The sequence below is a fragment of the Sphingopyxis sp. CCNWLW2 genome (assembly GCF_037095755.1).
Taxonomy (GTDB): Bacteria; Pseudomonadota; Alphaproteobacteria; order Sphingomonadales; family Sphingomonadaceae; genus Sphingopyxis.
Window position 1 is genome coordinate 1,045,766 of record NZ_JBAWKJ010000001.1, and the last position, 21,610, is coordinate 1,067,375.

Genomic DNA, 21,610 nt, shown 5'->3' on the forward strand with positions numbered 1-21,610 from the left:
TTACCGCAGCGCCCCGATCGCGCGCACCGCGCTGCCGAACGACGCCTGGAATTCGGACGGCTTGTAGGCGTTGGGGTCCTTGACCGAAGCATAAGCGCGGTCGATGTCGCCGCGGATACCCGCCGCAGCGCCGACGGTGACGCGGCCCGACGACACCATCGCGTTGAGCAAGGTGTCGACGCCCATCACGGCCTGCTGCGATCCCGAATAGTCGGTGTAGCGATCGCTGATCGCCTTTGCCGAAATCGCGTCGACCATCGCAAAGGCGTCGGCGCCCGAGAAATTACGCGAGGCGAACGCACTCTTGAGCGCCGCGACCGTCTGCGAGAGCTGCGCCGCCGCGGCGACCACGCTTTGCCGGTCGGTCGCCATCGCCTTGTGGAACGCCGTGGCGCGCGCCGCGAGCTGGTCGGCGAGCGCCGGCGACGCCATGCGCGCCGCGGCGGCGAGCATGATCAGATTCTCGTCATTATAGGGCGGCATGCCCTCGGGGATCGCACGGCCGGGATTGTCGAGCCCGGTGCGCACGGGTTTCGCCTGATCGAAGATGCGGCGGTGGCAGCTGTGGCAGTCGAGGAAGTAAAATTCGGGGAACATGCCCTCGGTCCCGCGCCGCGTCTGGAACAGCGCGAGGCTGCGTTCGATCGCGGTCGCCTGTCCGACCGCCCACATCTGAACGTGGTCGGTACGCCGGTTCGGGGCGCCGAACTTGCGCCAGCCATAGTCGGCATCTTCCTGATGATGCGCCTGCAGCGACGAAAAGAGGTCGAGCTCGAAGGCGATGCGCGGGTGACCCGCGGCCATGATGCGGTGCGTGACGAACTGGCCGTCGGCGGCCGAACCGAAGTGGCAATCGACGCACACGCCCGCGCGGACGACCGGATCCTCGAGCTTTTTCAGCCCCGCCGACAGGTTAGCGAGATGCTTCTGGCGCATTTCGCGGTCGGGATCGGCGTTCGTTCCGACGCCCGCATAATGGCTCGCGAGCCAGCCGCCCGCGGGGCCGTGGCACGATTCACAGCCAACGCCGTCTTCGGCCGGGACCGCGCGCGCCGTGCCCGCGGTGCTGTGGCAGCCAAGGCACATCTGCGCCTTCGCGGGGTCGCCGATACCCAGATTGCGCGCGATGAACTGGCTGCGGTTGTTGCTGAGCACCGCCCACGCGCGGCTGTGCGCGCCGCCGGGGGTCGAGGGCTCCTGCCATTTCATCAGCTCGTCCTGGCGGACGACGGTGCCGTCGCCCTCCATCCGGCCGTGACAGGTTGAGCCCGCGCACGAGGCGACGCCGGTGTAACGCGCGCCGCTTTCCCCCTGCGAGCGGGCAGGGGGAGCGAAGACGAACGCCGCAATGGTGAGCGCGAGCAGCATCGCCGCCAAGGCGGCCAACGCCGCGCGCGTGGGCACAAGGGCGGCAAACGCCGCCCAAGGCCGATCGCCGCGCTCCTTTCCAGCGTGCGTCATCATCCGCAGAACCCCTTTTCCCCAACCCGGCGCTTTTACGCCTTGAGCCGAATTACACCACCCCGAAAGCCAGCATCGCGTCGGCAACCTTCTTGAATCCTGCGATATTGGCGCCCTTCACATAATCGATATAGCCGTCGCCCGCATCGCCATAGGTCAGGCAGCTTTTGTGGATGCCGTCCATGATGTCCTTGAGCATCTGCTGTAACTCGCCTTCGCTCCAGGCGCGGCGCCCACTGTTCTGGCTCATTTCGAGTCCCGACACCGCGACGCCGCCGGCATTCGCCGCCTTGCCCGGCGCAAACATGATCTTCGCATCCTTGAAGACATGCACGCCCTCAAGGTTCGTCGGCATGTTGGCGCCTTCGCTGACCGCGATGCAGCCATTCTTGACCAGCGTCTTGGCGTCGTCACCGAGCAGCTCATTCTGCGTCGCGCACGGCAAAGCAACATCGCACTTCACGCCCCACGGCGTCTTGCCCGGCGTGAAGCTCGCGCCCTTAAATTCATCACAATATTCCTCGATCCGGCCGCGGCGGTGCGTCTTGTGCGCCTTCACCCAGTCGATCTTTTCCTGCGTGATGCCGTCGGGGTCGTGGATGAAGCCGCCCGAATCCGAGAGCGTCAGCACCTTGCCGCCAAGCTGGACGATCTTTTCGGCCGCGTGCGTCGCGACATTGCCCGATCCCGAGATGACCGCAGTCTTGCCGACCAGATCCTGCCCCTTCGCGGCGAGCATGTTGGCGAGGAAGTAAACCGCCCCATAACCCGTCGCCTCGGTACGGATCAGCGAGCCGCCCCATTCGAGCCCCTTGCCGGTCAGCACCCCGGTAAATTCGTTGGTGATCCGCTTATACTGGCCGAACATGAAGCCGATCTCGCGCCCGCCGACGCCGATGTCGCCCGCGGGCACGTCGATGTCGGCGCCGATGTGGCGATAGAGTTCGGTCATGAAGCTCTGGCAGAAGCGCATGATCTCGCGCACGCTCTTGCCCTTGGGATTGAAGTTCGAACCGCCCTTGCCGCCGCCCATCGGCAGCCCGGTCAGCGCATTCTTGAACGTCTGTTCGAACGCGAGGAATTTGAGCACGCTTTCGGTAACGCTCGGGTGGAAGCGGATGCCGCCCTTGTACGGGCCGATCGCGTTGTTGTTCTGGACGCGCCAGCCGCGCTGGACGCGGATATTGCCGTTGTCGTCTTCCCAGCAGACGCGGAAGGACACGACGCGGTCAGGCTCGGCGATCCGCCGCAATATCTGCTGCGCGTGATATTCTTCCTTGTCGGCGATGAAATCGAAGATGTCCTCGGACACTTCCTGCACCGCCTGGACGAACTCGGGCTGACCCGGGTTGCGCTTTTTCACGCCTTCCATGAACGTCGAAAAGTCGACGTGATCCGAAACTGCCATGCACCCCTCCCCTGTATGACTGGGAAAGCCGGTGCGACCCCTGACGATTTTATCGTTGACCGACCTTGTATGCCAAAGGCTACACCATCGCCAAGCAAAGGCAATATGACTGCGCGCACAGGCGGCATTTTTTCGCGGCGCGCACAAGAGGGGCAAAAATGAGCGAGAGCAACAAGATGGCCGGCGGCATGACGAGCACCAACCGGACGATATTGATCGCCGCCTTCATTCTGCTGGCCGCCGCCATCGGCTATGCGATCTGGCGCGATTCCGGGCCCTCGGTCTCCGATCCCGTGGCGCAGGCCACGGGCGCGCCGTCCGACCAACTCGCCGAGCTGGAAGCGCGCACGAGGCGCGAGCCGAACAGCGCCGAAGCGTGGACCGCGCTCGGCGCGGCGCGATTCGACATGAGCGATTTCGCGGGTGCGGCCGGGGCGTATGAGAAAGCGGTCGCGCTTTCGCCCGAATCGGCGGGTCTTTGGTCGGCGCTGGGCGAGGCGCGGGTGATGGGAAGCGACAGCGACCCGATGCCCGCCGCCGGACTCGAAGCGTTCAACAAGGCGATCGCGCTCGACGCCAAGGACCCGCGCGCGCGCTATTTCCTCGCGGTGAAGAAGGATATCGGCGGCGATCACAAGGGCGCGATCGAAGACTGGTTCGCGCTGCTCGCCGACACGCCGCAGGGGGCGCCATGGGAGGCCGACCTCCGCCGCACGATCGAGCAGGTCGGGCAGATCCACAAGATCGACGTCGCGGCACGGCTCGCGAGCACAGCGGCACGCCCGCTGACCGCCGATGAAATGCCGGTTGCCGCACGCGCGATCCCGGGGCCGAGCCGCGCCGATATGGAAGCGGCGTCGCAGCTCCCCAAGGGACAGCAGGACCAGATGATACAGGGCATGGTGAGCGGGCTCGAGGCGAAGCTCAAGGCCAATCCCGCCGACGTCGACCGCTGGATCATGCTGATGCGTAGCCGCATGACGCTCGGCGAAACCGCAAAGGCCGCGCAGGCGCTAAAGGATGGCATTGCAGTCAACCCGGCGGCGGCGGGACGATTGAAGGCGCAGGCGCAGCTGCTCGGCGTGCCGGGTGCGTAAAATTACCCATTGGCGCGCGCGCGGCGAAGCGGTACGCCGTCATCGCTGCGGGGGGCAACCATAACATAGGGTCGCCGCGGCTTTTTGCCGCGAGACGATTTCGGACGTATTTGCCCGGGACAGTTGTCCACTCTGTATCGGGCCTCGTGGTCAGAGCCGGTCGGCCGATGCGCAGCTCGCTGAAGCCACCGCCCGTCAGCCGGCGCAGGATTAACCCGCCATCAGCGCCGCGTTGCCGCCCGCCGCGGTGATGTCGGTCGAGATCGATTTTTCCTCGGCAAAGCGGTGCAGATAATGTGGCCCGCCGGCCTTCGGACCCGTCCCCGAAAGCCCGCGCCCGCCAAAGGGCTGCGAACCGACGATGGCGCCGATCTGGTTGCGGTTCACATAAACATTGCCGACCTGTGCCCGCGCAGCAATGTGAGCGGCCACGCCGTCGATGCGCGTGTGAACGCCGAGCGTCAGGCCGTAACCCGAGGCGTTGATCGCATCGATGAGCTGGTCGAGTTCGCCGCCCTTCCACGTCGCGACATGCAGCACAGGGCCGAAAATCTCGCGCTTCAGGTCGGTGACATGGTCGAGGCGGATCGCCACGGGCGGCACAAAATGGCCGTCGGCGGGCAGGTTCGTGCGGCCCGCTTCGGCGATCACGCGGCCCGCGGCGCGCGCTTCGGCGACATAGGCGGCGATGTTCGCCCGCGCCTCGTCATCGATGATCGGACCCACATCGGTCGCGAGGATCGACGGATCGCCGATATTGAGTTCGGCCATCGCGCCCGCGACCATCTCGATCATCGTGTCGGCGACATCTTCCTGCACGCAGAGGAGCCGCAGCGCGGAACAGCGCTGCCCCGCCGACTGGAAGGCACTGGCGACGGCATCGCGCGCGACCTGTTCGGGGAGTGCGGTCGAATCGACGATCATCGCGTTCGCGCCGCCTGTTTCGGCGATCAGCGTCGCGATCGGGCCGTCGCGCCCGGCGAGGCTGCGGTTGATCATCCGCGCGACCTCGGTCGATCCGGTGAAGGCGACGCCGATAATGTCATTGTTGCTCGTGAGCGCCGCGCCGACGGTCTCGCCGCGGCCGGGCAGAAACGCAAGCACATCGCCGGGGATGCCGGCTTCGAGCAGCAGCTCGACCGCGGCGTGCGCAATCAGCGGGGTCTGTTCGGCGGGCTTGGCGAGCACGCTGTTGCCCGCGGCGAGCGCCGCCGACACCTGCCCGAGGAAGATCGCGAGCGGGAAGTTCCACGGGCTGATGCACACGAACACGCCCTTGCCTTCGAGCATCAGCTCGTTGCGCTCGCCGGTCGGACCAGGGAGGGCGACGGGGTAGGTGAAATCGGCGCGCGCCTGCGCGGCATAATAGCGGAGGAAATCGACCGCTTCGCGAACCTCGGCGATCGCATCGACGAGCGTCTTGCCCGCCTCGTCGATCGCAAGGCCGAGGAAGCGCGCGTCATGCTCCTCGAGCAGGTCGGCGGCGCGCTCGAGCCGCTCGGCGCGGAAAGCGCCGCCCGCGAGGCTCCAGTCGCCGTGCGCCTTCTGCGCTGCGGCGACGGCATCGGCGACCGTCGCGGCGTCGGCCTCGATCACCTGCCCGACAACCGCGCCCGTTGCGGGGTTGCGCACCGCTTCGGCTTTGCCCTTTCGCGGGGCACCGCCAACGATCGGCGCCGCGACAAGGTCGCCCCGCCGCGCCGCGCCGATCGCCGACACCAGCGCTTCGGGCACGCCCGGCTCGCCCAGATCATAGCCGCGTGAATTGCGGCGGACGGGGTCGAACAGGCCGAGACCGGACGCAATGTTCGACGACGCCGCGCTCGCGACGCTGCGCGGATCGACCGCAAGCTGTTCGGCGGTAACACCGGGGTCCGAGAATTGATGCACAAAGCTGGAGTTGGCGCCATTTTCGAGCAGGCGACGGACGAGATAGGCGAGCAGGTCGCGGTGCGTCCCCACCGGCGCATAGACGCGCACCGGGCGCGGCGGCGGGAACAGCGCGACCAATGCGTCGTGGGCGCCCTCGCCCATGCCGTGCAGCCGCTGCAGCTCGTAGTCGGCACCCGCGAACAATTCGGACACAAAGGCGAGCGTCATCGCATTGTGGCTCGCGAACGCCGGATAGATGCAATCCTGGCAATCGCGGAGCAACTGCGCACAGCGCATATAGTTGAGGTCGGTGTGCAGCTTTGCCGTGAACACCGGGAAATCGCCGAGCCCCAGTGTCTGCGCGCGCTTGATCTCGGTATCCCAATAGGCGCCCTTGACGAGTCGCATCGACAACTTGACCCCGCGCGTCCGCGCACGGTTCGCGAGCCAGTCGATCACCGCCGGCGCGCGCTTCTGATACGCCTGGATCACGATGCCGAGCCCGGTCCAGCCGTCGGCGATCCCCGCGTCGATCAGCGCCGCGAACACGTCCATATGCGGTTCCAGCCGGTCGCTTTCCTCGGCGTCGATCATCAGCGGGATGTTCAGCGCGCGCGCCGCATTGGCGAGTTCGATCACCTTCGGCACCAGCTCGCCGATCACGCGCGCGTGCTGGAGATATTCGTAACGCGGGTGGAGCGCCGAGAGCTTGATCGAAATGCCGTGGTTGGCATGCGGGTCGCCCGGCTTCGCACCCTTGCCGATACGCGCGATCGCATTGGCATAGCTCTCAAAATAGCGCTGCGCATCCTCGGCGGTGCGCGCGGCTTCGCCGAGCATGTCGAAGCTCGCGAGTTCGGATTTTTCCTTGTCGGCGCGCTTGACCGCGGCGTCGATCGTCTCGCCCATCACGAACTGCTGACCCAGCATCTTCATCGCCGCGAGCGCCGCCTGCCGAATCACCGGCTCGCCCGAGCGGCGGACCATCGATTTCAAGAGCGTCAGCGGGTTCGCCCGGCTGCCCATCGCGTCGAGCATCAGCGTCGCCGAGCCGAGCGAAAGCCCGCGTGACGACAGCGCGACGATCAGCGGGCTGTCCTCATCCTCGCCATCCTTCCAGTGGCGCCCGGCGATCTTGTCGCGGATCAGCGCATTGGCGGTCGCGTTGTCGGGCACGCGGAGCAGCGCCTCGGCGAGGCACATCAGCACGACGCCTTCCTCGGTCGACAGGCGATAGCGGTTCATCAGCTGCGCGACGAGCGTCTCGCGCTCGCCCTCGGCCTTCGCCTTGCGGATCAATTCGAGCCCGCGCCGCGTCACGGCTTCGACGCTGGCCGATGAGGTGGCAAGGGCGCTACGCAGCTCGGCGACGATGTCGGATTCGCTGCGGCGGGCGAGGGCACGAATGGGCGCGCGGTCGGGGCTTTGGGTCATGTCGCCTGATACCATATTGCCGTAAGTCGATCCGACTTGTTTTGGCGGGTTCGATATATGAATTGACCAAGTTTTGGATCAATCCTAGTCGATATGCATGAAAAATACCTCATCGACAGTCGAACTGGATGATTTTGATCGCAAGATTCTCGCGATTCTGGGCCGCGATGGGCGGATCACCTTTACCGAGCTTGCGTTACAGGTCGGCCTCTCGAAAACGCCATGCCAGCAACGCGTGAAGCGCCTCGTCGACAGCGGGCTGATCGTCGGCTTTCGCGCGATCGTCGATCCGGCGAAGGTCGGGCTCGACCATGTCGCCTTCACCGAGGTCAAGCTGTCGGACACGCGCGAGGAAGCGCTCAAGCAGTTCAATAATGCGGTCCGGCAGATTCCCGAGGTCGAGGAATGCCACATGATCGCGAGCAGCTTCGATTATCTGCTCAAGGTCCGCACCCCCGACATCCGGCGTTACCGGATTGTGCTGGGCGAGAAAATTTCGAGCCTGCCGCATGTCGCGAGCACGTCGACCTTCGTCGCGATGGAGACGATCTGCGAATCGGCGCGCTAACGCCAAGAGATTGACCGCCGCGCGCGCCTGTGCCAATCGCGCAGGCCACGCGGGTGTAGCTCAATGGTAGAGCAGAAGCTTCCCAAGCTTACGACGAGGGTTCGATTCCCTTCACCCGCTCCAGGCTTTCGCAGAAATTAGGCCACGCTAGATCGCGATCAGCAAAGCTCGGCCGACTTTGCACCGCGAGGATCGACGGTGTGGCTTCGCCACGACGGGCCCTTCAACCCTCGACGCGCTCCACCTTCACTGACTGGCTGACGAACGCGATATCGCGATACGCCGTCAGGAAAGATATGTCGGCGGCATCGCGCCCGACGCAGATGCGCGCCATTTCGGACGCGCGGGCCATGCCCGTCGCGTCGACGAGATGCCAGTCGCCGTCGAGATAGACTTCGGCGACGGCGTGGAAATCCTGCGGGGCGACACGGAGCGCATAGGCGCTCGCCATGCGCGCGGGGATATGCGCGGCGCGCGCGAGCGCGATCATCACATGCGCATAGTCGCGGCACACACCGCGGCGTTCGACGAAGCTGTCGAGCGCGCCCGTCTCGGCATCGCTCGATCCCGAGACATAGGTAAAGCGGCTTTCGATCCAGTCGCGCATGCGGCCGATCTTCGCGCCGCCCTCATGGTCGCCGAAACGACGCTCGACGAAGGCGTGGAACTTGTTCGACGGGCAATAGCGCGACTCGTTGAGATAGGGGATCGCCCCGGCCGGAAGCCGGTGGAGCGGCACCGCGGCGAGCGAGCGGAAGTCGGTGTCGGGACGGTCGATCTCCACCCGCGCGCGATATTCGGCACGGAGACTCCCCTCGGCGCGCAGCCAGATCGGCTCGCAGATGCCGTCGGCCGCGGGGACGCGCGCGATAAATTCGGGGGTGCCGACGTCGAGCGACGCGTCAAGGACGCGCTGGCCGTGCCCGTTCGCGGCCTCGATCTGCAGCATCAGGTCGACGGGTTCGGACAGGCGGTAATTTAGGGAGGCGGAAATTTCGAGTTTCATCTATCGGCAACGCATGAAGGAGGGTTCGGTGGCGCTAGGGACAGCAGAAAGAAAGAGCAAGTGACGCCGGCGCGGACCATCCCGTTCATCGTCGCGACGATCTTCATGGATGCGGTCGGTTTCGGCATCATCATGCCGGTGCTGCCGCAGCTTGTGATGGAGGTCGGCGAGATCGATCTGCCGCACGCGATCGAGGTCGGCGCGTGGATCGGCCTCGTCATGGCGGTCGCGACCTTCCTCGCCTCGCCGGTGCTCGGCAATCTGTCCGATCATTTCGGGCGGCGGCGCGTGCTGCTGCTCGCGCTCGGCGGGCTCGCGGTCGATTATGCGCTGCTGACGATCGTCGAGACATTGCCGTGGCTGTTCGTCGCGCGCGCGCTGTCGGGCATTTTCGGCGGCAGCTACGCCGCGGCGCAGGCGGCGATCGCCGACATCACCGCGCCGCAAGAGCGCGCACGCAATTTCGGCTTCGTCGGCGCGGCGTTCGGCATCGGCTTCGTTGCGGGGCCGGCGCTCGGCGGCTTCCTCGGCGAGATCAGCCCGCGCGCGCCGTTCGTGGCGGCGGCGATCCTTGCCGCGGCGAACATGCTCTATGGCTATTTCATCTTTCCCGAGACGCTGCCGCCCGAACGCCGCCGCGCGTTCGACTGGCGCCGCGCCAATCCGCTCGGCGCGTGGAAGACGATGCGCGGCCTGCCCGGCATGGACGGCGTCGCGGGGGTGCTCGTGCTGTGGCAGATCGCGAGCCTCGTCTATCCGATGACGTGGAGCTTCTATTGCATCGCGCAGCTCGGCTGGACGCCGGGGATGATCGGCGCGAGCCTCGCCGCGGTCGGTGTGATGATCGCGCTCGGCCAGGTCTTCGTCGTCGGCCCCGCGGTCGCGCGCTTCGGCGAGCGCGACGCGGCGACGCTCGGCATCCTCGTCGCGGTCGCGGTCTATGTTGGTTATGCCTTCACCACCTCAACGATCGGCGCCTTCCTGCTGCTGATCCCTGTCGCGTTGCAGGCGCCGGTGCAGCCGTCGCTGATGGCGATGATGTCGCGCCGCGCAACTGCCGAAACGCAGGGCGAAGTGCAGGGAATTTCGGCGATGGCGATGGGGCTTGGGCAGCTATTTGCGCCGCTGCTCCTCACCGGGACGATGGCCTATTTCACTGCCGACGGCGCGCCGGTGCATTTCCCCGGCGCAGCGTTCGTCGTCGCGGCGATCTTTGGCCTGCTCGCGATCCTGATGCTCCGCCGCCTGCCGCGCGCGACGCGGACAAGCGACGATGATGCCGCCGATCAGATGCCGCCGTCGGTCACCGCATAGCCGAGCGCTTCGAAGCCCGCGGTGAGCGCCCCGACGCACGCCGCGACCTGTTCGCCGTCGATCGAACGGATGACGAAATTGGCGCCGATCTTGCCGTCGCGAAAAAAGGGGTAGCTGCCGATCGCGACCCCCGGATGGTCCTTTTCGCCCTGCCGCAGCAGGTCGGCGATCTCGCTTTCGGGCGCCCACGCGCCGATCGTCTGCGCGACGAGCGGCGCGCCGCCCTCGAGCTCGCCGGTCAGCGCGTCGAGCATGCCCGCGGTGATGTGCGGAACCCCCGCCATCACGAACAGATTGCCGATGCGGATGCCCGGCGCGCCCGACATGCGGTTGGGGATCAGGTCAGCGCCGTCGGGCACGCGCGCCATGCGCAGCCGCGCCTCGGTCAGCTCGCTGCCGCGCGCGGTGTAATAATTTTCGAGGATCGCGCGCGCGGCGGGGTGGATGATGACCCCGACACCAAGCGCCTTCGCCACCGCATCGACGGTGATATCGTCGTGCGTCGGGCCGATGCCGCCGGTGGTGAAAACATAGTCGTAACGCGCGCGGATCGCGTTCAGCGCATCGACGATCTCCTCCTCGACATCGGGGACGATGCGCACTTCGCGCAGGCGAATGCCCTGCACGTCGAGCCAGGTCGCGATTTGCGACACATTCTTGTCCTGCGTGCGGCCCGAGAGAATCTCGTCGCCGATCACCAGCACGGCGGCGGTCCAGATGCGTTCGTCGCTCATGCCCTTGCCTTAGCTGCGAATGGTGACAAAACAAGCCCGCTGGCAGCCGGACGGTGTTCCTGATATGTTCACATCCGAATCGAACCGCATGGGAGAAACGCGATGGCCGAAGACCTGATTTTCTATACCAATCCGATGTCGCGCGGGCAGATCGTCCGCTGGATGCTCGAAGAGGTCGGCGCGCCTTATGAACCGCGTATCCTCGACTATGGAACGACTATGAAGGACGACGCCTATCTGGCGATCAATCCCATGGGCAAGGTCCCGGCAGTCGTCCACGATGGGAAGGTCATCACCGAATGCGCGGCGATCTGCGCCTATCTCGCCGACGCCTTCCCCGAAGCCGGCCTCGCGCCCGATGCGGCCGACCGCGCCGATTATTACCGCTGGCTGTTCTTCACTTCGGGGCCCGTCGAACAGGCGATCACCGCCAAGCATTTCGGGCTCGAGCCCGATGCCGACCAGCAACGCATGGCGGGTTTCGGTTCGCTTCCCGCCGCGCTCGACGCGCTCGAAAGCGCCGTCGCGGGCAAGGCGTTCGTCGCGGGCAACCGCTTCAGCGCCGCTGACGTCTATGTCGGCAGCCAGATCGACTGGGGACTGCAGTTCGGCACGATCGCGTCGCGCCCCGCGTTCGAGGCCTATGTCGCCCCCCTGCGGACACGCGCCGCGTACAAGCGTGCCAAGGAGATCGACAACGGCCTGATCGCCGAGATACAGGCGGCGGGCACCGCCCCCGCCTAGGGCAGCGCCTTCAGCAATCCGGCGGCAAACGGCGCGAGCCGCCGGACCTGCGGATCCTGCGATTCGCTGGCCGCGACATAGACGGCATCGCCGAACGCACTGCTGTTATGCACCGCCGCCAATCCCGTTTCGCTGGCATAAGGCGCCTTCCAGCGCGGAGCGTCATCGGGATGGAGCGACCGGAACCATGCCGCCCAAGCGGCATCGTCGATGTCGGCGCGTTTGGCGAGGAAAAGTATCGGGCGCGCGAGCCGCCGCGCCTCGCCATGGACATAGGCGTGCGATCCAGGAGGCGCGACCTGCGCCGCGATAGCCGCGAGCAACAAGTCAGCATCCGCGCGCGACAAGCGCGGGTTGAGCGCCAGCTGGAGCATAACATCGGCGCCGTGCGCGACGCCATGCCGCCAGCCTTCGCCGGCGATGAAGCCGCGATAGTCGGTGACGCCGCGAAGATATGTCGTCCCGGTTTCGGCGAGTGCGTGAAGTTCGGCCTCGGTCAGAAAGGCCTCGACACGGTCGGCGCGCGCGATCTCGGACAGCGTCAGCGCTGCAAAGGGTCGGCGAAAGCCCGCGGCATCGTCGGGCGCCGAGACCATCCTCGTCAACACACCGAGCGCGTAGCGCATCTGCGCGGGCGTCAGATATTTGCCGCGCAGCCCTTCGGACCACATGGTGAAAGCGAAATCGTCGCGCATTGCCGGATCGGGATCGCCGAGGCAGGCGGCAAGGGCGTCCAGATCGGCATTACCCGCTTTCGGGAAGAAGGATGCGGCATGGCCCTTCAGGTCACCAGCGGGCCGCGCGACGGTACAGACGCCAGTGCTCTCCCCCGCCGCCGGCGCCGTCAGCATCAAGCCGGCCGACGCCAGCACCGCGAACCATTTCATCCCATCCCCCAAAAAAAGAAAGAGCCCGGCGAATCGCTCCGCCGGGCCCGCTTGTTTCGTTCGTCGTCCGTCGGCTTATTCGCGGTTGCCCAGCAGGTTGAGCAGGAAGGTGAACATGTTGACGAAGTCGAGGTAGAGCGTCAGCGCGCCCATGATCACCGACTTGCCGACAAAGTCGGTCCCGCGAACATAGAAATACATGCTCTTGATCTTCTGCGTGTCATAGGCGGTGAGGCCCGCGAACAGCAGCACACCGATCACGCTGATCGCGAGGCTGAGCGCGCTCGACTGCACGAACATGTTGATCAGCATCGCGACGAGGATACCGACAACACCCATGATCAGGAAGGTGCCGAAACCCGACAAATCCTTCTTGGTCGTATAGCCGTAGAGGCTAAGGCCAAGGAAAGCCGCCGCGGTCGCGAAGAAGGTGGTCGCGATCGACGATGCCGTAAAGGCGAGGAAGATCGTCGACATCGACAGGCCCATCACCGCGGCATAGACCCAGAACAATGTCTGCGCCGCCGTAGTCGACAGCTTGTTGATCCCGAAGCTCAGCACCAGCACGAAGGCCAGCGGCGCGAGCATCACCACCCACATCAGCGGGCTGCCGATCAGCGACTGGGTAAAGCCGCTGTTGAACGCCAGCATCGCGACGATGCCGGTCAGCAGCACGCCCGAGCCCATATAATTGTAAACCGACAGCATGTACGACCGCAGGCCGGCATCGACGGCCTGGTCCATTGCGTTCGCGCCGGCACCAAAACCGGAAGCCGCCATATTGGGGTCGTTCCAATTCGCCATTGTCATTACTCCATCATCGGCCAGCCCATACCGGCCGTAGGCAGCAATATCGGGCGTTTCCCCTCCCGTTTCAAGCGAAACCGGACAAGAGCAATATTATTGCCTCGCCGTCGGTTAGGGGGTCGCGATCCGAAACTCCGCCCATTATGTTGCCCGCCATGTCCACGCACCGCCTGTTCGTCGCGCTGCGCCCGCCACGCCCGGTCCGCGACATATTGCTCGCCGCGATGCACGGCATCGCGGGCGCGCGCTGGCAAAATGACGAGCAGCTCCACCTGACCCTGCGTTTCATCGGCGAGGTCGATCGCCATGCGGCCGAGGATATCGCTGCGGCGCTTGGCGCGCTCCATGCGCCGCGCGTTGCGGCGCGGATTGCGGGCGTCGGCCTGTTCGAACGGCAAGGCCGGCCCAACATGATCTGGGCCGGGGTCGAGCCGCACGAGCCGCTCGCGGCGCTGCACCGCAAGGTCGACCAGCGCCTCGCGCGCGTCGGCGTCGCGCCCGAAACGCGCGCCTTTGTTCCGCATGTCACGCTCGCGCGGCTGAACCGTGGCTCGGGCCCGGTCGCGCCCTTCCTTGCGCTGAACGGCGACCTTGCGAGCCCGGCGTTCGAATTCAGCCATGTCACGCTGTATGAAAGCGAGCTCGGCCATGGCGGCTCGCGCTATCACCCCGTCGCGCGTTATCCTTTGGGCGGCGAAAATTCGGCAACGAGCGCCGCCGCGACCGCATCGACATCCTCCCACGTCGCGGCAAAACCGTCGTCTTCGCCATAATAGGGATCGGTGACGCCCTCGCCGCCGCGACCGGGCAGAAGGTCGAGCATCAGCCGGAGGTCTGCGGTCGCGTCGGGCGGCCGGATCGCGCGGGCGTCGCGCAAATTGCTCGCATCGGCGGCGAGGATCAGGTCGAAATCATAGAAATCGGCGCGGCGGAGCTGGCGGCCGCGCAGCGCCGAAATGTCGACGCCGCGGCGGCGCGCTTCGGCCTGCGCACGCGCATCGGGGGCGCGGCCGATGTGCCAGTCGCCGGTGCCCGCCGAATCGAGCGTGGCGTCGATGCCCGCGCGGGCAAAGGCCGCGCGCGCGGCGCCCTCGGCCAATGGCGAGCGGCAGATATTGCCGAGGCAGAGGAAGAGGATCGCGGGCCCCGCAATTTGTCTATCGTTGCGCATATCGACCATGTTCTCCATAAAGTTGAACCGACTTTCAACTTGCGCCTTCGTCCGGCTCTGCTAGCCATGAGCCACAACAGATAATGGGTCAGGGAGAGGGTTGCCAGATGGCCGAGACCGCCAGCGAGAATGTCACGTCCGACGCGCCGGTTCCGGCCGAACCGAAAGCCACCGGATATAGCTGGTACGTCCTGTCGGTGCTCGTCGTCGTCTATATCCTCAATTTCATCGACCGGCAGATCATCAGCATCCTCGCGGTCGATATCAAGGCCGACCTCGGCCTGACCGATGGCGACATGGGCTTCCTCGGCGGCGCGGCTTTCGCGGTTTTCTATGCGCTGTTCGGAATTCCGCTCGGGCGCCTTGCCGACAATTGGAACCGTGTGAAGTTGCTGTCGATCGGGCTGACCCTGTGGTCGGCGATGACCGCGGCATCGGGCTTTGCCTACAACCAGCTCAGCCTGACGTTTGCGCGCATGGGCGTAGGCGTCGGCGAGGCGACGGCGAGCCCGACCGCCTATTCGCTGATCTCGGACTATTTCCCGAAGCGGCAGAAAGCGACCGCGCTCGCGATCTATTCGTCGGGTCTCTACCTCGGCGGCGGCGTGTCACTGTTCATCGGCGCGCTGATCGTCGAGGCATGGAACCGGAATTTCCCTGCGGGCGGGCCGATGGGGCTGGTCGGCTGGCAAGCGGCGTTCCTCGCGGTCGGCATCCCCGGCCTGCTCCTCGCGCTCTGGGTCGCCAGCCTGCGCGAACCGGTGCGCGGCGCGATGGACGGCGTCGCGAGCCCGGGCTGCCCGAGCCCCTTTCGCGAGTTCGGCAAGGATCTGTCGATGATCGTGCCGCCGCTGACGCTGTGGGGCGCCGCAAAACGCGGCCCTGCGGCGCTGGCGATCAACATCGGCTTTGCCGCCGCGATCGCGGCCTTTGCCTGGTGGATGATCCGCCTGACGGGCAATTTCCCGCAATGGACGGCGGTGGCGCTCGGCTATTATGCGGTCTTTTCGTGGGCGAGCGCGCTGCGCGCACATGACCCCGCGACCTTCAAGCTGATCTGGGGCACCCCGGCGTTCATCTGCACGACGCTCGGTTACGGTCTCGTCAGCCTCGCCGCCTATGCGCTCGCCTTCTGGTCGGCGCCCTATGCCGAAATCGTGCTGGGCCTGCCCAAGCAGGAACTCGCCTTCATCCTCGGCGCGAACGGCGCGGTCGCCGGTTTCGTCGGCGTGATTCTCGGCGGCCGCCTCGCCGATCATCTGCGGTCGAAAAATCCGGCGGGCCGCGTCCTGATGATCATCTTCGGCGTCGTCGCCCCGATCATCCCGATCTGGATCGGCTACACGACCGAGAATTCGACGCTCTTCTATGTCATGAACTTCCTCGCCGGCATGCTTGGTGCGGCGGCTCTGGGTGCGGCTGCGGCGACGACGCAGGATCTGGTGCTGCCGCGGATGCGCGGCACCGCGACCGCGGCCTTTTTCCTCGGCACGACGCTCGTCGGCCTGTCGTTCGGCCCCTATATGGTCGGGCAGATTTCGGATCTGGCGGGGACGATCGTCGACGGCAAACCGGTCGGCGATCTGCGCACGGGCATCTTGTCGCTGATCGGCGTCGCGCCGATCGCGCTTGGCCTGCTGCTCTATGCCTATCGCGCGGTGCCAGCGGCCGAAGCGACGATCGCCGAACGCGCGGCGGGCGCCTGACCCTTCGGTCGAGACGCCCGCCTGATAGTCGATCGAGGTTCGAGATCCGCCTCCGTCGGCTCCCGTGGGAGCAACGGAGCGAAAGCGGAGCTTACTTCGCTGCTTCTTTGACGATCACGCCGCACGCGACGCGCCCGCCGCTGTTGCCGCTGGGGTCGGTCTTGTAATCGTCGGGACCGGCGTGGATCACGAATGCCGCGCCGTCGGCGTCGAGCAGCGCGCCATCGCCCTCGAAACGCGAGCCGACGAGGCGCAGCGTCGCGCGGCCGATCTGGTCGGGCTCGATCACGAGGTTGGGCAGGTCGCCATGGTGCGCGCCCATCGGATTGTCGCGGCCGTGCTGGGCGCCCGTCGGGTTCCAGTGCGGACCCGCGCTCGCGAAATCGGGCGCATTGCACTGCCCGACGGCATGGACGTGCATGCCGTAAGTGCCCGGCGCGAAGCCGCGCGCAACGAGTTCGACGCGCAGGCCGGTCGTGTCGCGATAGATGTCCGCACGGCCGCGGTCGGCGCCCTTATTGTCGTAAAGCTGGGCATAGGCGTCGGCGGGGGGCAGCGTCGTCGTCGCTTTCTTGCCCATCCCGGCGCAGCCGGCGAGCGCGAGCGCCCCGAAGACAACGGCCCCCTGGACCATGATCTGTTTACGGTGCGAACCCATCGTCATCTTGCTGCTCCCTTTGATCCGGATCGGAATCAGAACGTCGTCACGGCGCGTTTCGATCCCGCTGCGCCGGTGATGCCCGCAATTGCCGCGAGTTCCAAGGGGATAAGTCGGCTTTGGGGTAGGAAGCGGGCAGGCAGCTATTAACCCGTGTGTAGAGAATTAGGACGGGGTCGCTTGATCCCCGCCGCAGCGCCGCCAATCAAGCCTAGTGCCAAAAACAATAACGGGAAAACAGGAACATTGCCTGGGCCGCCAAAATCCCAGAATAGAAGTATGAGAGGAAAAGTGAATATCGGACCAAAAATTGACCAGCAAAAAACATTATCGACGCACGGGGCTTGCCGTGAAAGCCATGACATCAGGAACACATGAGCACACGAAATGGGAAAAGCAAACGCTGCGCCCACTATGAAGGTACCGGGCAGGAAGAGAACAAGCGATCCCAGCGAGCCAAATTTGTCAAACTCGACATTATTTGAAGCCGCCAGCATGAGAAATGTGAGAATAGCTGCTGCGCCTATCACCAGAGGCGCCAAGGCACCTGCTATGAACGCAGGAAACCTTGATTGACGAGGGCTGATAGCGTGTGCCTCTCCTGTGCTCTGCATGGGTTATTCCGCTCTTATTATGCGCCTTCAGGAAACATGGCGATACCATAAGCATGTCAGAAAATGGCACTCAAGTAGCAAGATTTATGACCAAAATTGGTCGTCTTCGGCCATTCGACCCCGATCGGCCGGGCGCAAAAAAAGGGCCGCGAATTGCTTCGCGGCCCCATATTTTTGCCTGACGGCCCTGATCGACGATCAGAAGACGCGGGCGTATTGCTCGTTGCCGACGAAGCCCAGCTTGCCGACGCCGCTGCGCTTGATCACCGCCATGACATTGTCGACGACGATATAGCGTGCATAGGGGTCGGGCTGAACCTGCAGCTCGGGTTCGACCGGCAGTGCCTTGGTCTGTTCCAGATAGTTCGCCAGCTGAGCGAGGTCGACCGGCGAACCGTTCCAGGTGATCGTTCCCGCGGGATCGATCATCACCTTGTTCTTTTCGGGGTCGACATTGCTCTGGCTGTCGGTCGGGACCGGCAGGTCGATCTTCACCGCGTGGGTCTGGACCGGGATGGTGATGATGAACATGATGAGGAGCACGAGCATGACGTCGATCAACGGCGTCGTGTTCATGTCCATCATCGGTTCATTTTCGTCCCGATCTCCAACTGCCATGGACATGCGATTATTCCTTCGTTCCTAAACGGAGCGCGCCCTTACAGGCGGCCCACCGTACCCGAACCAGGAGCCGGTTCCGAAATGAACCCGATCTTCTGGAAGCCGGCATATTGCATCGTGTAGATCACGCCACCGATGCACTGGTACGGCGTGTTGACGTCGCCGCGGATGTGCACTTCGGGGAAGTTTTCCTCGGTGATATTCTGCGGACCGCCGATATCTTCGAGCAGCTGCTCGAGCTTCTTTTGTCCACGTTCCAGCAACTGCTTGGAATCCACCGGGGTCTGGCCCCAATATACTTCACACGCCGTGCTCTCGGGGTTGGGCTCGCCATCGCCGTCGGTATCAGCCGAACGGATCGAAAGCAGCACATTCTCAGGCTTCGTCGTCGTCACCTCAAACGCCACGTCGGGCAGTTTCAGGTTCACCGTCTCCAACACCACGGGAACCGTGATGAGGAAGATGATGAGCAACACAAGCATGATGTCCACGAGCGGAGTCGTGTTGATTTCGGACATTGGGGCTTCTTCGCCGCCCTTGTCGCCTACACTCATCGCCATAGGATTAGCATCCTGTCACAAAATTTCTGTCACGGACATCGGGACGGCGTGCCTTGAGCCCGCCTTCCCTGTCCAGCGGACCCCGCCTTTCGCCACGCGGCGACAAGGCGGGGATCCAGGAGACCAATCAGGCCTTCTTCGGTGCCGCGGCCGGAGCAGCGGCCTTCGCCGGGGTCAGCGACGCCGGCTTCACCTGGCCGTTCGACATGATCGAGCCGAGCACGTCGTTCGAGAAGGTCGACAGACGGCGGGCGATCGCCTTGTTGCGGCTCTGGAGCCAGTTGAACGCGAGCACCGCGGGAACCGCCACGATCAGACCGATGGCGGTCATGATCAGAGCTTCACCGACCGGACCGGCGACGGTGTCGATCGAAGCCTGACCCGACGCACCGATCTTCACGAGCGCGCGAAGAATACCGATAACCGTACCGAACAGACCGACGAACGGAGCGGTCGAACCGACGGTCGCGAGGAAGGCGAGGCCCGAGTTCAGCTTCGAGTTGATGTGGTTCTGCGAACGCTCGAGCGTGCCGTGCATCCAGTCGTGGGCTTCGACGGGGTTGGCGAGCTTGTTATGCTCTTCGTTGGCGCGCAGACCGTCTTCGACGACCTGGCGATAGGCGCTGTTCTTTTCGAGCTTCGAAGCGCCGTCGGCGAGCGTCGGAGCGCGCCAGAAATTGGCATCGACCGCCTTGCCCTGGTTGATCACCTTATTCTGTTCGAACAGCTTGGTGAACAGGATGTAGAGCGTGCCGACGAACATGATCAGCAGGACGAGGAAGGTGACCTGCGAGACGATGCCGCCTTCGCACAGCGCGGGGACGAGACCGTAAGGGCTCGCGCCTTCTTCCTTCACGCACATCGCGGCGGGCATCAGGCTGAGCCCCGCGTCGTGGGCCGGTGCTGCCGCAGCGGCGGCATTTGCGATCAGATTAAACATACTGGAAAATCCCTCTCAAAATATTCGATAAGTTCGAAACACAGATTCGGTCGCGCGATCAGCGCGGAATCTGCCAACGGATACGATTGCTGTAGCTGCCGCCCACGGGGTTACCCGCGCGATCCTTGCCCGGATTGAACCGGCCACGGCGCTGGATAAGCTTGCAGGTTTCGGCATCGAGATCGGCATGGCCGCTCGACGAGGTCACGTCACACGAAGTGATGCGGCCATCGACGCCATAGGTGACGCGGAACCCGGTCGTGCCTTCGCGCTCTTCGCGCATCGCACGGGCCGGATAGTCGTCGTTCGTCGCCCAGCGGCCCGGGTTGCCCTTTGGCGTACCAGCGGCGCTGAGATCAGGCGTCGGCGGCGGCGCCGGCGGTGCCGGCGGCGTATAGACGGGCGGGGGCGGCGTCGGCGGCGCCTTCGGCACCGACTGGACCGTGTTGGTCGTCACCGGCGGCGGAATGGGCGACGGCGGCGTCACAACCGGCGGCGGCGGCGGCAATTTATTGTCCGGCGGCGGCGGCGGCGGGGGTTCCTCCGGCGGCGGCGGCTCTTCTACGTCCACCACATCCAATTTTTCGGCGAGTTTCTTGACGATACTGATATTCAAGCCGTTAACCAGGCCGTAGCCCAGAACCGCTGTAAGCAGACCAACCAAGACAATCGCCACTACCCTGTTTTTAGGGTCGACATTATCACCATAAGCCATTCAGGGACGACGCTCCTTGCTAGATCATCCTGACACCAATTCCCTGCCGGCGGGTTCGGTTGCCAAATGCCCGGATGATTTCCGATGCGTTTTGCCAGACCCGACGGCGCTACGTTCGGCTTATTATGTTTTTGCCGGACGCTTCGCGGCCCGTCCTATCGCGGTGGCGGCACATTCGCAAACCCTTTATCAGCGGTTAATGTCCCGTGTCCCATGATGGGGATTTCAACGCCGATACCGGTGTCATAAACGACGGAAAGTGGAACGATCATGCGCCTCCCCCACCCGGCCGCTATCGCCGGCATTCTCGCCTTAACTCTTGGAATCCCTGGCGTTTCTGCGATGCAGGCGGCCCCGGCGGCGGCGGCGGCCAGTCCGTACAGCTATGCCGACATCGCCGACCTCGCGAGCGCGGCGCCGATCGCGCTGCACGCGCGTATATATAAGGCCACGCCGCTCAAACCGGCCCAGGCACCCGGAGTCGCGGCGGGCCACACCCGATTCTATGTCGAGTCCGAGGTTGTCAGCCTGATTCGCGGCGCGGGGCCGCTCGCGGCGCGAATCTCCTACCTCGTCGACTTGCCGCAGGACGCGAAAGGAAAGCCCGCGAAGCTGAAGAAGAAGCAGCCCGTCCTGCTCTTTGCCCGGCCCGTCGCCGGGGCGACGGCGGGAAGCAGCAACACCGGCAGCGTCCAGCTGATCGCGCCCGATGCGCAGCTGCCGTGGGACCCGGCGACCGAGGCGCAATTGCGCGCCGTGCTGACCGAACTCGTCAAGCCCGGCGCTCCGCCCGCGATCACCGGCGTCGCGAACGGCTTCCACGTTCCGGGCACCTTGCCCGGCGAAGGCGAGACGCAGCTGTTCCTCAACACCCGGACGGGGGAGCCCGTGTCGCTGACCATCCTGACCGCCGCCGACGGGTCACGGCGCTGGGCGGCGGCGTTCGGCGAGATCGTCGACGCGTCGGCGGCGGTGCCCGCGCGCAATACGCTCGCCTGGTATCGGCTCGCCTGCGGATTGCCGCGCCAGCTGCCGCTGAGCAAGCTGGCGGGAACCGCCCCCGAGGATCGGCGCAAGGCCGCGTCGGACTATGGCGTCATCCTCGGCGCGCTCGGCGAATGCACGCGCACGCGCAAGCCGCCGGTTGGTTGATTTTCTTCGCCTGACGGCGAGGGCGGCACCGGCCCACTCCCCCACCCGGCCTCCCTAGGTTACTATCGTTGGGGAGGCCGGGTGGGGGAGTGGGCCGGAGCCGCTTTCCATAACAGGATAAAGCTCAGCTTCGGCGCGCCC

The 21,610-nt window shown here is 65.2% G+C and carries 21 protein-coding genes and 1 tRNA gene; 8 read left to right on the forward strand and 14 right to left on the reverse strand.

What is annotated here, in order from left to right; genetic code table 11:
* Positions 1-1,464 carry a multiheme c-type cytochrome gene (locus V8J55_RS04825; RefSeq protein WP_336444583.1) on the reverse strand — a complete coding sequence of 488 codons (1,464 nt, stop codon included), beginning with the start codon at positions 1,462-1,464 and terminating at the stop codon, positions 1-3.
* 49 nt (positions 1,465-1,513) lie between these two features.
* Positions 1,514-2,869, reverse strand: coding sequence for an NADP-specific glutamate dehydrogenase (gene gdhA / locus V8J55_RS04830; RefSeq protein WP_336444584.1), 1,356 nt, complete (start codon positions 2,867-2,869; stop codon positions 1,514-1,516).
* Positions 2,870-3,027: 158 nt separating this feature from the next.
* On the opposite strand from gdhA, the gene V8J55_RS04835 reads away from it, so the two are divergent.
* A complete protein-coding gene (locus tag V8J55_RS04835; RefSeq protein ID WP_336444585.1) occupies positions 3,028-3,966 on the forward strand; it encodes a tetratricopeptide repeat protein in 939 nt (312 codons plus the stop codon).
* Between the two features lie 210 nt (positions 3,967-4,176).
* Here the strand turns inward: V8J55_RS04835 and putA are convergent, their stop codons facing one another.
* Entirely contained in the window at positions 4,177-7,272 is a 3,096-nt protein-coding gene (gene putA / locus V8J55_RS04840; protein WP_336444586.1) for a bifunctional proline dehydrogenase/L-glutamate gamma-semialdehyde dehydrogenase PutA, read from the reverse strand.
* A gap of 97 nt (positions 7,273-7,369) precedes the next feature.
* Between putA and V8J55_RS04845 the strand changes: the two genes are divergently transcribed.
* Both V8J55_RS04845 and V8J55_RS04850 read left to right on the forward strand, forming a co-directional pair.
* The gene (locus V8J55_RS04845; RefSeq protein WP_336444587.1) at positions 7,370-7,840 is read left to right on the forward strand and encodes an Lrp/AsnC family transcriptional regulator; all 471 of its coding nucleotides are present in this window, start codon (positions 7,370-7,372) and stop codon (positions 7,838-7,840) included.
* 49 nt (positions 7,841-7,889) lie between these two features.
* Positions 7,890-7,963 (forward strand) — tRNA-Gly (locus V8J55_RS04850).
* A 100-nt stretch (positions 7,964-8,063) separates the two neighbouring features.
* Here V8J55_RS04850 and V8J55_RS04855 read toward each other — a convergent pair.
* The gene (locus tag V8J55_RS04855) at positions 8,064-8,846 is read right to left on the reverse strand and encodes a transglutaminase-like domain-containing protein (protein WP_336444588.1); all 783 of its coding nucleotides are present in this window, start codon (positions 8,844-8,846) and stop codon (positions 8,064-8,066) included.
* Between the two features lie 60 nt (positions 8,847-8,906).
* On the opposite strand from V8J55_RS04855, the gene V8J55_RS04860 reads away from it, so the two are divergent.
* The gene (locus V8J55_RS04860; RefSeq protein WP_336444589.1) at positions 8,907-10,160 is read left to right on the forward strand and encodes an MFS transporter; all 1,254 of its coding nucleotides are present in this window, start codon (positions 8,907-8,909) and stop codon (positions 10,158-10,160) included.
* Here the strand turns inward: V8J55_RS04860 and V8J55_RS04865 are convergent.
* Positions 10,133-10,894 (reverse strand): competence/damage-inducible protein A, encoded by a 762-nt coding sequence (locus V8J55_RS04865; protein ID WP_336444590.1) that lies wholly within the window; start codon positions 10,892-10,894, stop codon positions 10,133-10,135. The genes V8J55_RS04860 and V8J55_RS04865 overlap by 28 nt on opposite strands.
* Positions 10,895-10,996: 102 nt before the next feature.
* Between V8J55_RS04865 and V8J55_RS04870 the strand changes: the two genes are divergently transcribed.
* On the forward strand, positions 10,997-11,638 hold the full coding sequence (locus V8J55_RS04870; RefSeq protein WP_336444591.1) for a glutathione S-transferase family protein: 642 nt from the start codon (positions 10,997-10,999) through the stop codon (positions 11,636-11,638).
* Here the strand turns inward: V8J55_RS04870 and V8J55_RS04875 are convergent.
* Positions 11,635-12,525, reverse strand: coding sequence for a DUF2785 domain-containing protein (locus V8J55_RS04875; RefSeq protein ID WP_336444592.1), 891 nt, complete (start codon positions 12,523-12,525; stop codon positions 11,635-11,637). The two genes, V8J55_RS04870 and V8J55_RS04875, sit on opposite strands and share 4 nt — an antisense overlap.
* Positions 12,526-12,600: 75 nt before the next feature.
* A complete protein-coding gene (locus V8J55_RS04880) occupies positions 12,601-13,329 on the reverse strand; it encodes a Bax inhibitor-1/YccA family protein (protein ID WP_037517262.1) in 729 nt (242 codons plus the stop codon).
* A gap of 158 nt (positions 13,330-13,487) precedes the next feature.
* Between V8J55_RS04880 and thpR the strand changes: the two genes are divergently transcribed.
* On the forward strand, positions 13,488-14,105 hold the full coding sequence (gene thpR / locus V8J55_RS04885; protein ID WP_336444593.1) for an RNA 2',3'-cyclic phosphodiesterase: 618 nt from the start codon (positions 13,488-13,490) through the stop codon (positions 14,103-14,105).
* On the opposite strand, the gene V8J55_RS04890 is transcribed toward thpR, so the two are convergent.
* The gene (locus V8J55_RS04890; RefSeq protein WP_336444594.1) at positions 14,012-14,503 is read right to left on the reverse strand and encodes a low molecular weight protein-tyrosine-phosphatase; all 492 of its coding nucleotides are present in this window, start codon (positions 14,501-14,503) and stop codon (positions 14,012-14,014) included. The genes thpR and V8J55_RS04890 overlap by 94 nt on opposite strands.
* 107 nt (positions 14,504-14,610) lie before the next feature.
* Here V8J55_RS04890 and V8J55_RS04895 point away from each other — a divergent pair, with 107 nt between their 5' ends.
* Positions 14,611-16,209, forward strand: coding sequence for a spinster family MFS transporter (locus V8J55_RS04895; RefSeq protein WP_336444595.1), 1,599 nt, complete (start codon positions 14,611-14,613; stop codon positions 16,207-16,209).
* Positions 16,210-16,300: 91 nt separating this feature from the next.
* On the opposite strand, the gene V8J55_RS04900 is transcribed toward V8J55_RS04895, so the two are convergent.
* From V8J55_RS04900 to V8J55_RS04925, 6 genes are all read right to left on the reverse strand, one after another.
* A complete protein-coding gene (locus tag V8J55_RS04900) occupies positions 16,301-16,867 on the reverse strand; it encodes a superoxide dismutase family protein (protein ID WP_443030812.1) in 567 nt (188 codons plus the stop codon).
* A gap of 146 nt (positions 16,868-17,013) precedes the next feature.
* Positions 17,014-17,481, reverse strand: a complete 468-nt coding sequence (locus V8J55_RS04905) for a hypothetical protein (RefSeq protein ID WP_336444597.1) — start codon at positions 17,479-17,481, stop codon at positions 17,014-17,016.
* 198 nt (positions 17,482-17,679) lie between these two features.
* Positions 17,680-18,105 carry an ExbD/TolR family protein gene (locus V8J55_RS04910; protein ID WP_037517269.1) on the reverse strand — a complete coding sequence of 142 codons (426 nt, stop codon included), beginning with the start codon at positions 18,103-18,105 and terminating at the stop codon, positions 17,680-17,682.
* Positions 18,106-18,140: 35 nt separating this feature from the next.
* Positions 18,141-18,662 (reverse strand): ExbD/TolR family protein, encoded by a 522-nt coding sequence (locus V8J55_RS04915; protein WP_093509811.1) that lies wholly within the window; start codon positions 18,660-18,662, stop codon positions 18,141-18,143.
* Positions 18,663-18,789: 127 nt separating this feature from the next.
* Positions 18,790-19,602, reverse strand: coding sequence for a MotA/TolQ/ExbB proton channel family protein (locus V8J55_RS04920; RefSeq protein ID WP_336444598.1), 813 nt, complete (start codon positions 19,600-19,602; stop codon positions 18,790-18,792).
* A gap of 58 nt (positions 19,603-19,660) precedes the next feature.
* The gene (locus tag V8J55_RS04925) at positions 19,661-20,317 is read right to left on the reverse strand and encodes an energy transducer TonB (protein WP_137891529.1); all 657 of its coding nucleotides are present in this window, start codon (positions 20,315-20,317) and stop codon (positions 19,661-19,663) included.
* Positions 20,318-20,659: 342 nt separating this feature from the next.
* On the opposite strand from V8J55_RS04925, the gene V8J55_RS04930 reads away from it, so the two are divergent.
* On the forward strand, positions 20,660-21,469 hold the full coding sequence (locus V8J55_RS04930) for a hypothetical protein (protein WP_336444599.1): 810 nt from the start codon (positions 20,660-20,662) through the stop codon (positions 21,467-21,469).
* Positions 21,470-21,610: the final 141 nt, after the last annotated feature.

Bases quoted from the DNA above. Each gene is read 5' to 3' on its own strand.
- V8J55_RS04825 (WP_336444583.1), bottom strand. From the start codon at position 1,464: ATGATGACGCACGCTGGAAAGGAGCGCGGCGATCGGCCTTGGGCGGCG.
- gdhA (WP_336444584.1), bottom strand. From the start codon at position 2,869: ATGGCAGTTTCGGATCACGTCGACTTTTCGACGTTCATGGAAGGCGTG.
- V8J55_RS04835 (WP_336444585.1), top strand. From the start codon at position 3,028: ATGAGCGAGAGCAACAAGATGGCCGGCGGCATGACGAGCACCAACCGG.
- putA (WP_336444586.1), bottom strand. From the start codon at position 7,272: ATGACCCAAAGCCCCGACCGCGCGCCCATTCGTGCCCTCGCCCGCCGC.
- V8J55_RS04845 (WP_336444587.1), top strand. From the start codon at position 7,370: ATGAAAAATACCTCATCGACAGTCGAACTGGATGATTTTGATCGCAAG.
- V8J55_RS04855 (WP_336444588.1), bottom strand. From the start codon at position 8,846: ATGAAACTCGAAATTTCCGCCTCCCTAAATTACCGCCTGTCCGAACCC.
- V8J55_RS04865 (WP_336444590.1), bottom strand. From the start codon at position 10,894: ATGAGCGACGAACGCATCTGGACCGCCGCCGTGCTGGTGATCGGCGAC.
- V8J55_RS04870 (WP_336444591.1), top strand. From the start codon at position 10,997: ATGGCCGAAGACCTGATTTTCTATACCAATCCGATGTCGCGCGGGCAG.
- V8J55_RS04875 (WP_336444592.1), bottom strand. From the start codon at position 12,525: ATGAAATGGTTCGCGGTGCTGGCGTCGGCCGGCTTGATGCTGACGGCG.
- V8J55_RS04880 (WP_037517262.1), bottom strand. From the start codon at position 13,329: ATGGCGAATTGGAACGACCCCAATATGGCGGCTTCCGGTTTTGGTGCC.
- thpR (WP_336444593.1), top strand. From the start codon at position 13,488: ATGTCCACGCACCGCCTGTTCGTCGCGCTGCGCCCGCCACGCCCGGTC.
- V8J55_RS04890 (WP_336444594.1), bottom strand. From the start codon at position 14,503: ATGCGCAACGATAGACAAATTGCGGGGCCCGCGATCCTCTTCCTCTGC.
- V8J55_RS04895 (WP_336444595.1), top strand. From the start codon at position 14,611: ATGGCCGAGACCGCCAGCGAGAATGTCACGTCCGACGCGCCGGTTCCG.
- V8J55_RS04900 (WP_443030812.1), bottom strand. From the start codon at position 16,867: ATGGGTTCGCACCGTAAACAGATCATGGTCCAGGGGGCCGTTGTCTTC.
- V8J55_RS04905 (WP_336444597.1), bottom strand. From the start codon at position 17,481: ATGCAGAGCACAGGAGAGGCACACGCTATCAGCCCTCGTCAATCAAGG.
- V8J55_RS04910 (WP_037517269.1), bottom strand. From the start codon at position 18,105: ATGTCCATGGCAGTTGGAGATCGGGACGAAAATGAACCGATGATGGAC.
- V8J55_RS04915 (WP_093509811.1), bottom strand. From the start codon at position 18,662: ATGGCGATGAGTGTAGGCGACAAGGGCGGCGAAGAAGCCCCAATGTCC.
- V8J55_RS04920 (WP_336444598.1), bottom strand. From the start codon at position 19,602: ATGTTTAATCTGATCGCAAATGCCGCCGCTGCGGCAGCACCGGCCCAC.
- V8J55_RS04925 (WP_137891529.1), bottom strand. From the start codon at position 20,317: ATGGCTTATGGTGATAATGTCGACCCTAAAAACAGGGTAGTGGCGATT.
- V8J55_RS04930 (WP_336444599.1), top strand. From the start codon at position 20,660: ATGCAGGCGGCCCCGGCGGCGGCGGCGGCCAGTCCGTACAGCTATGCC.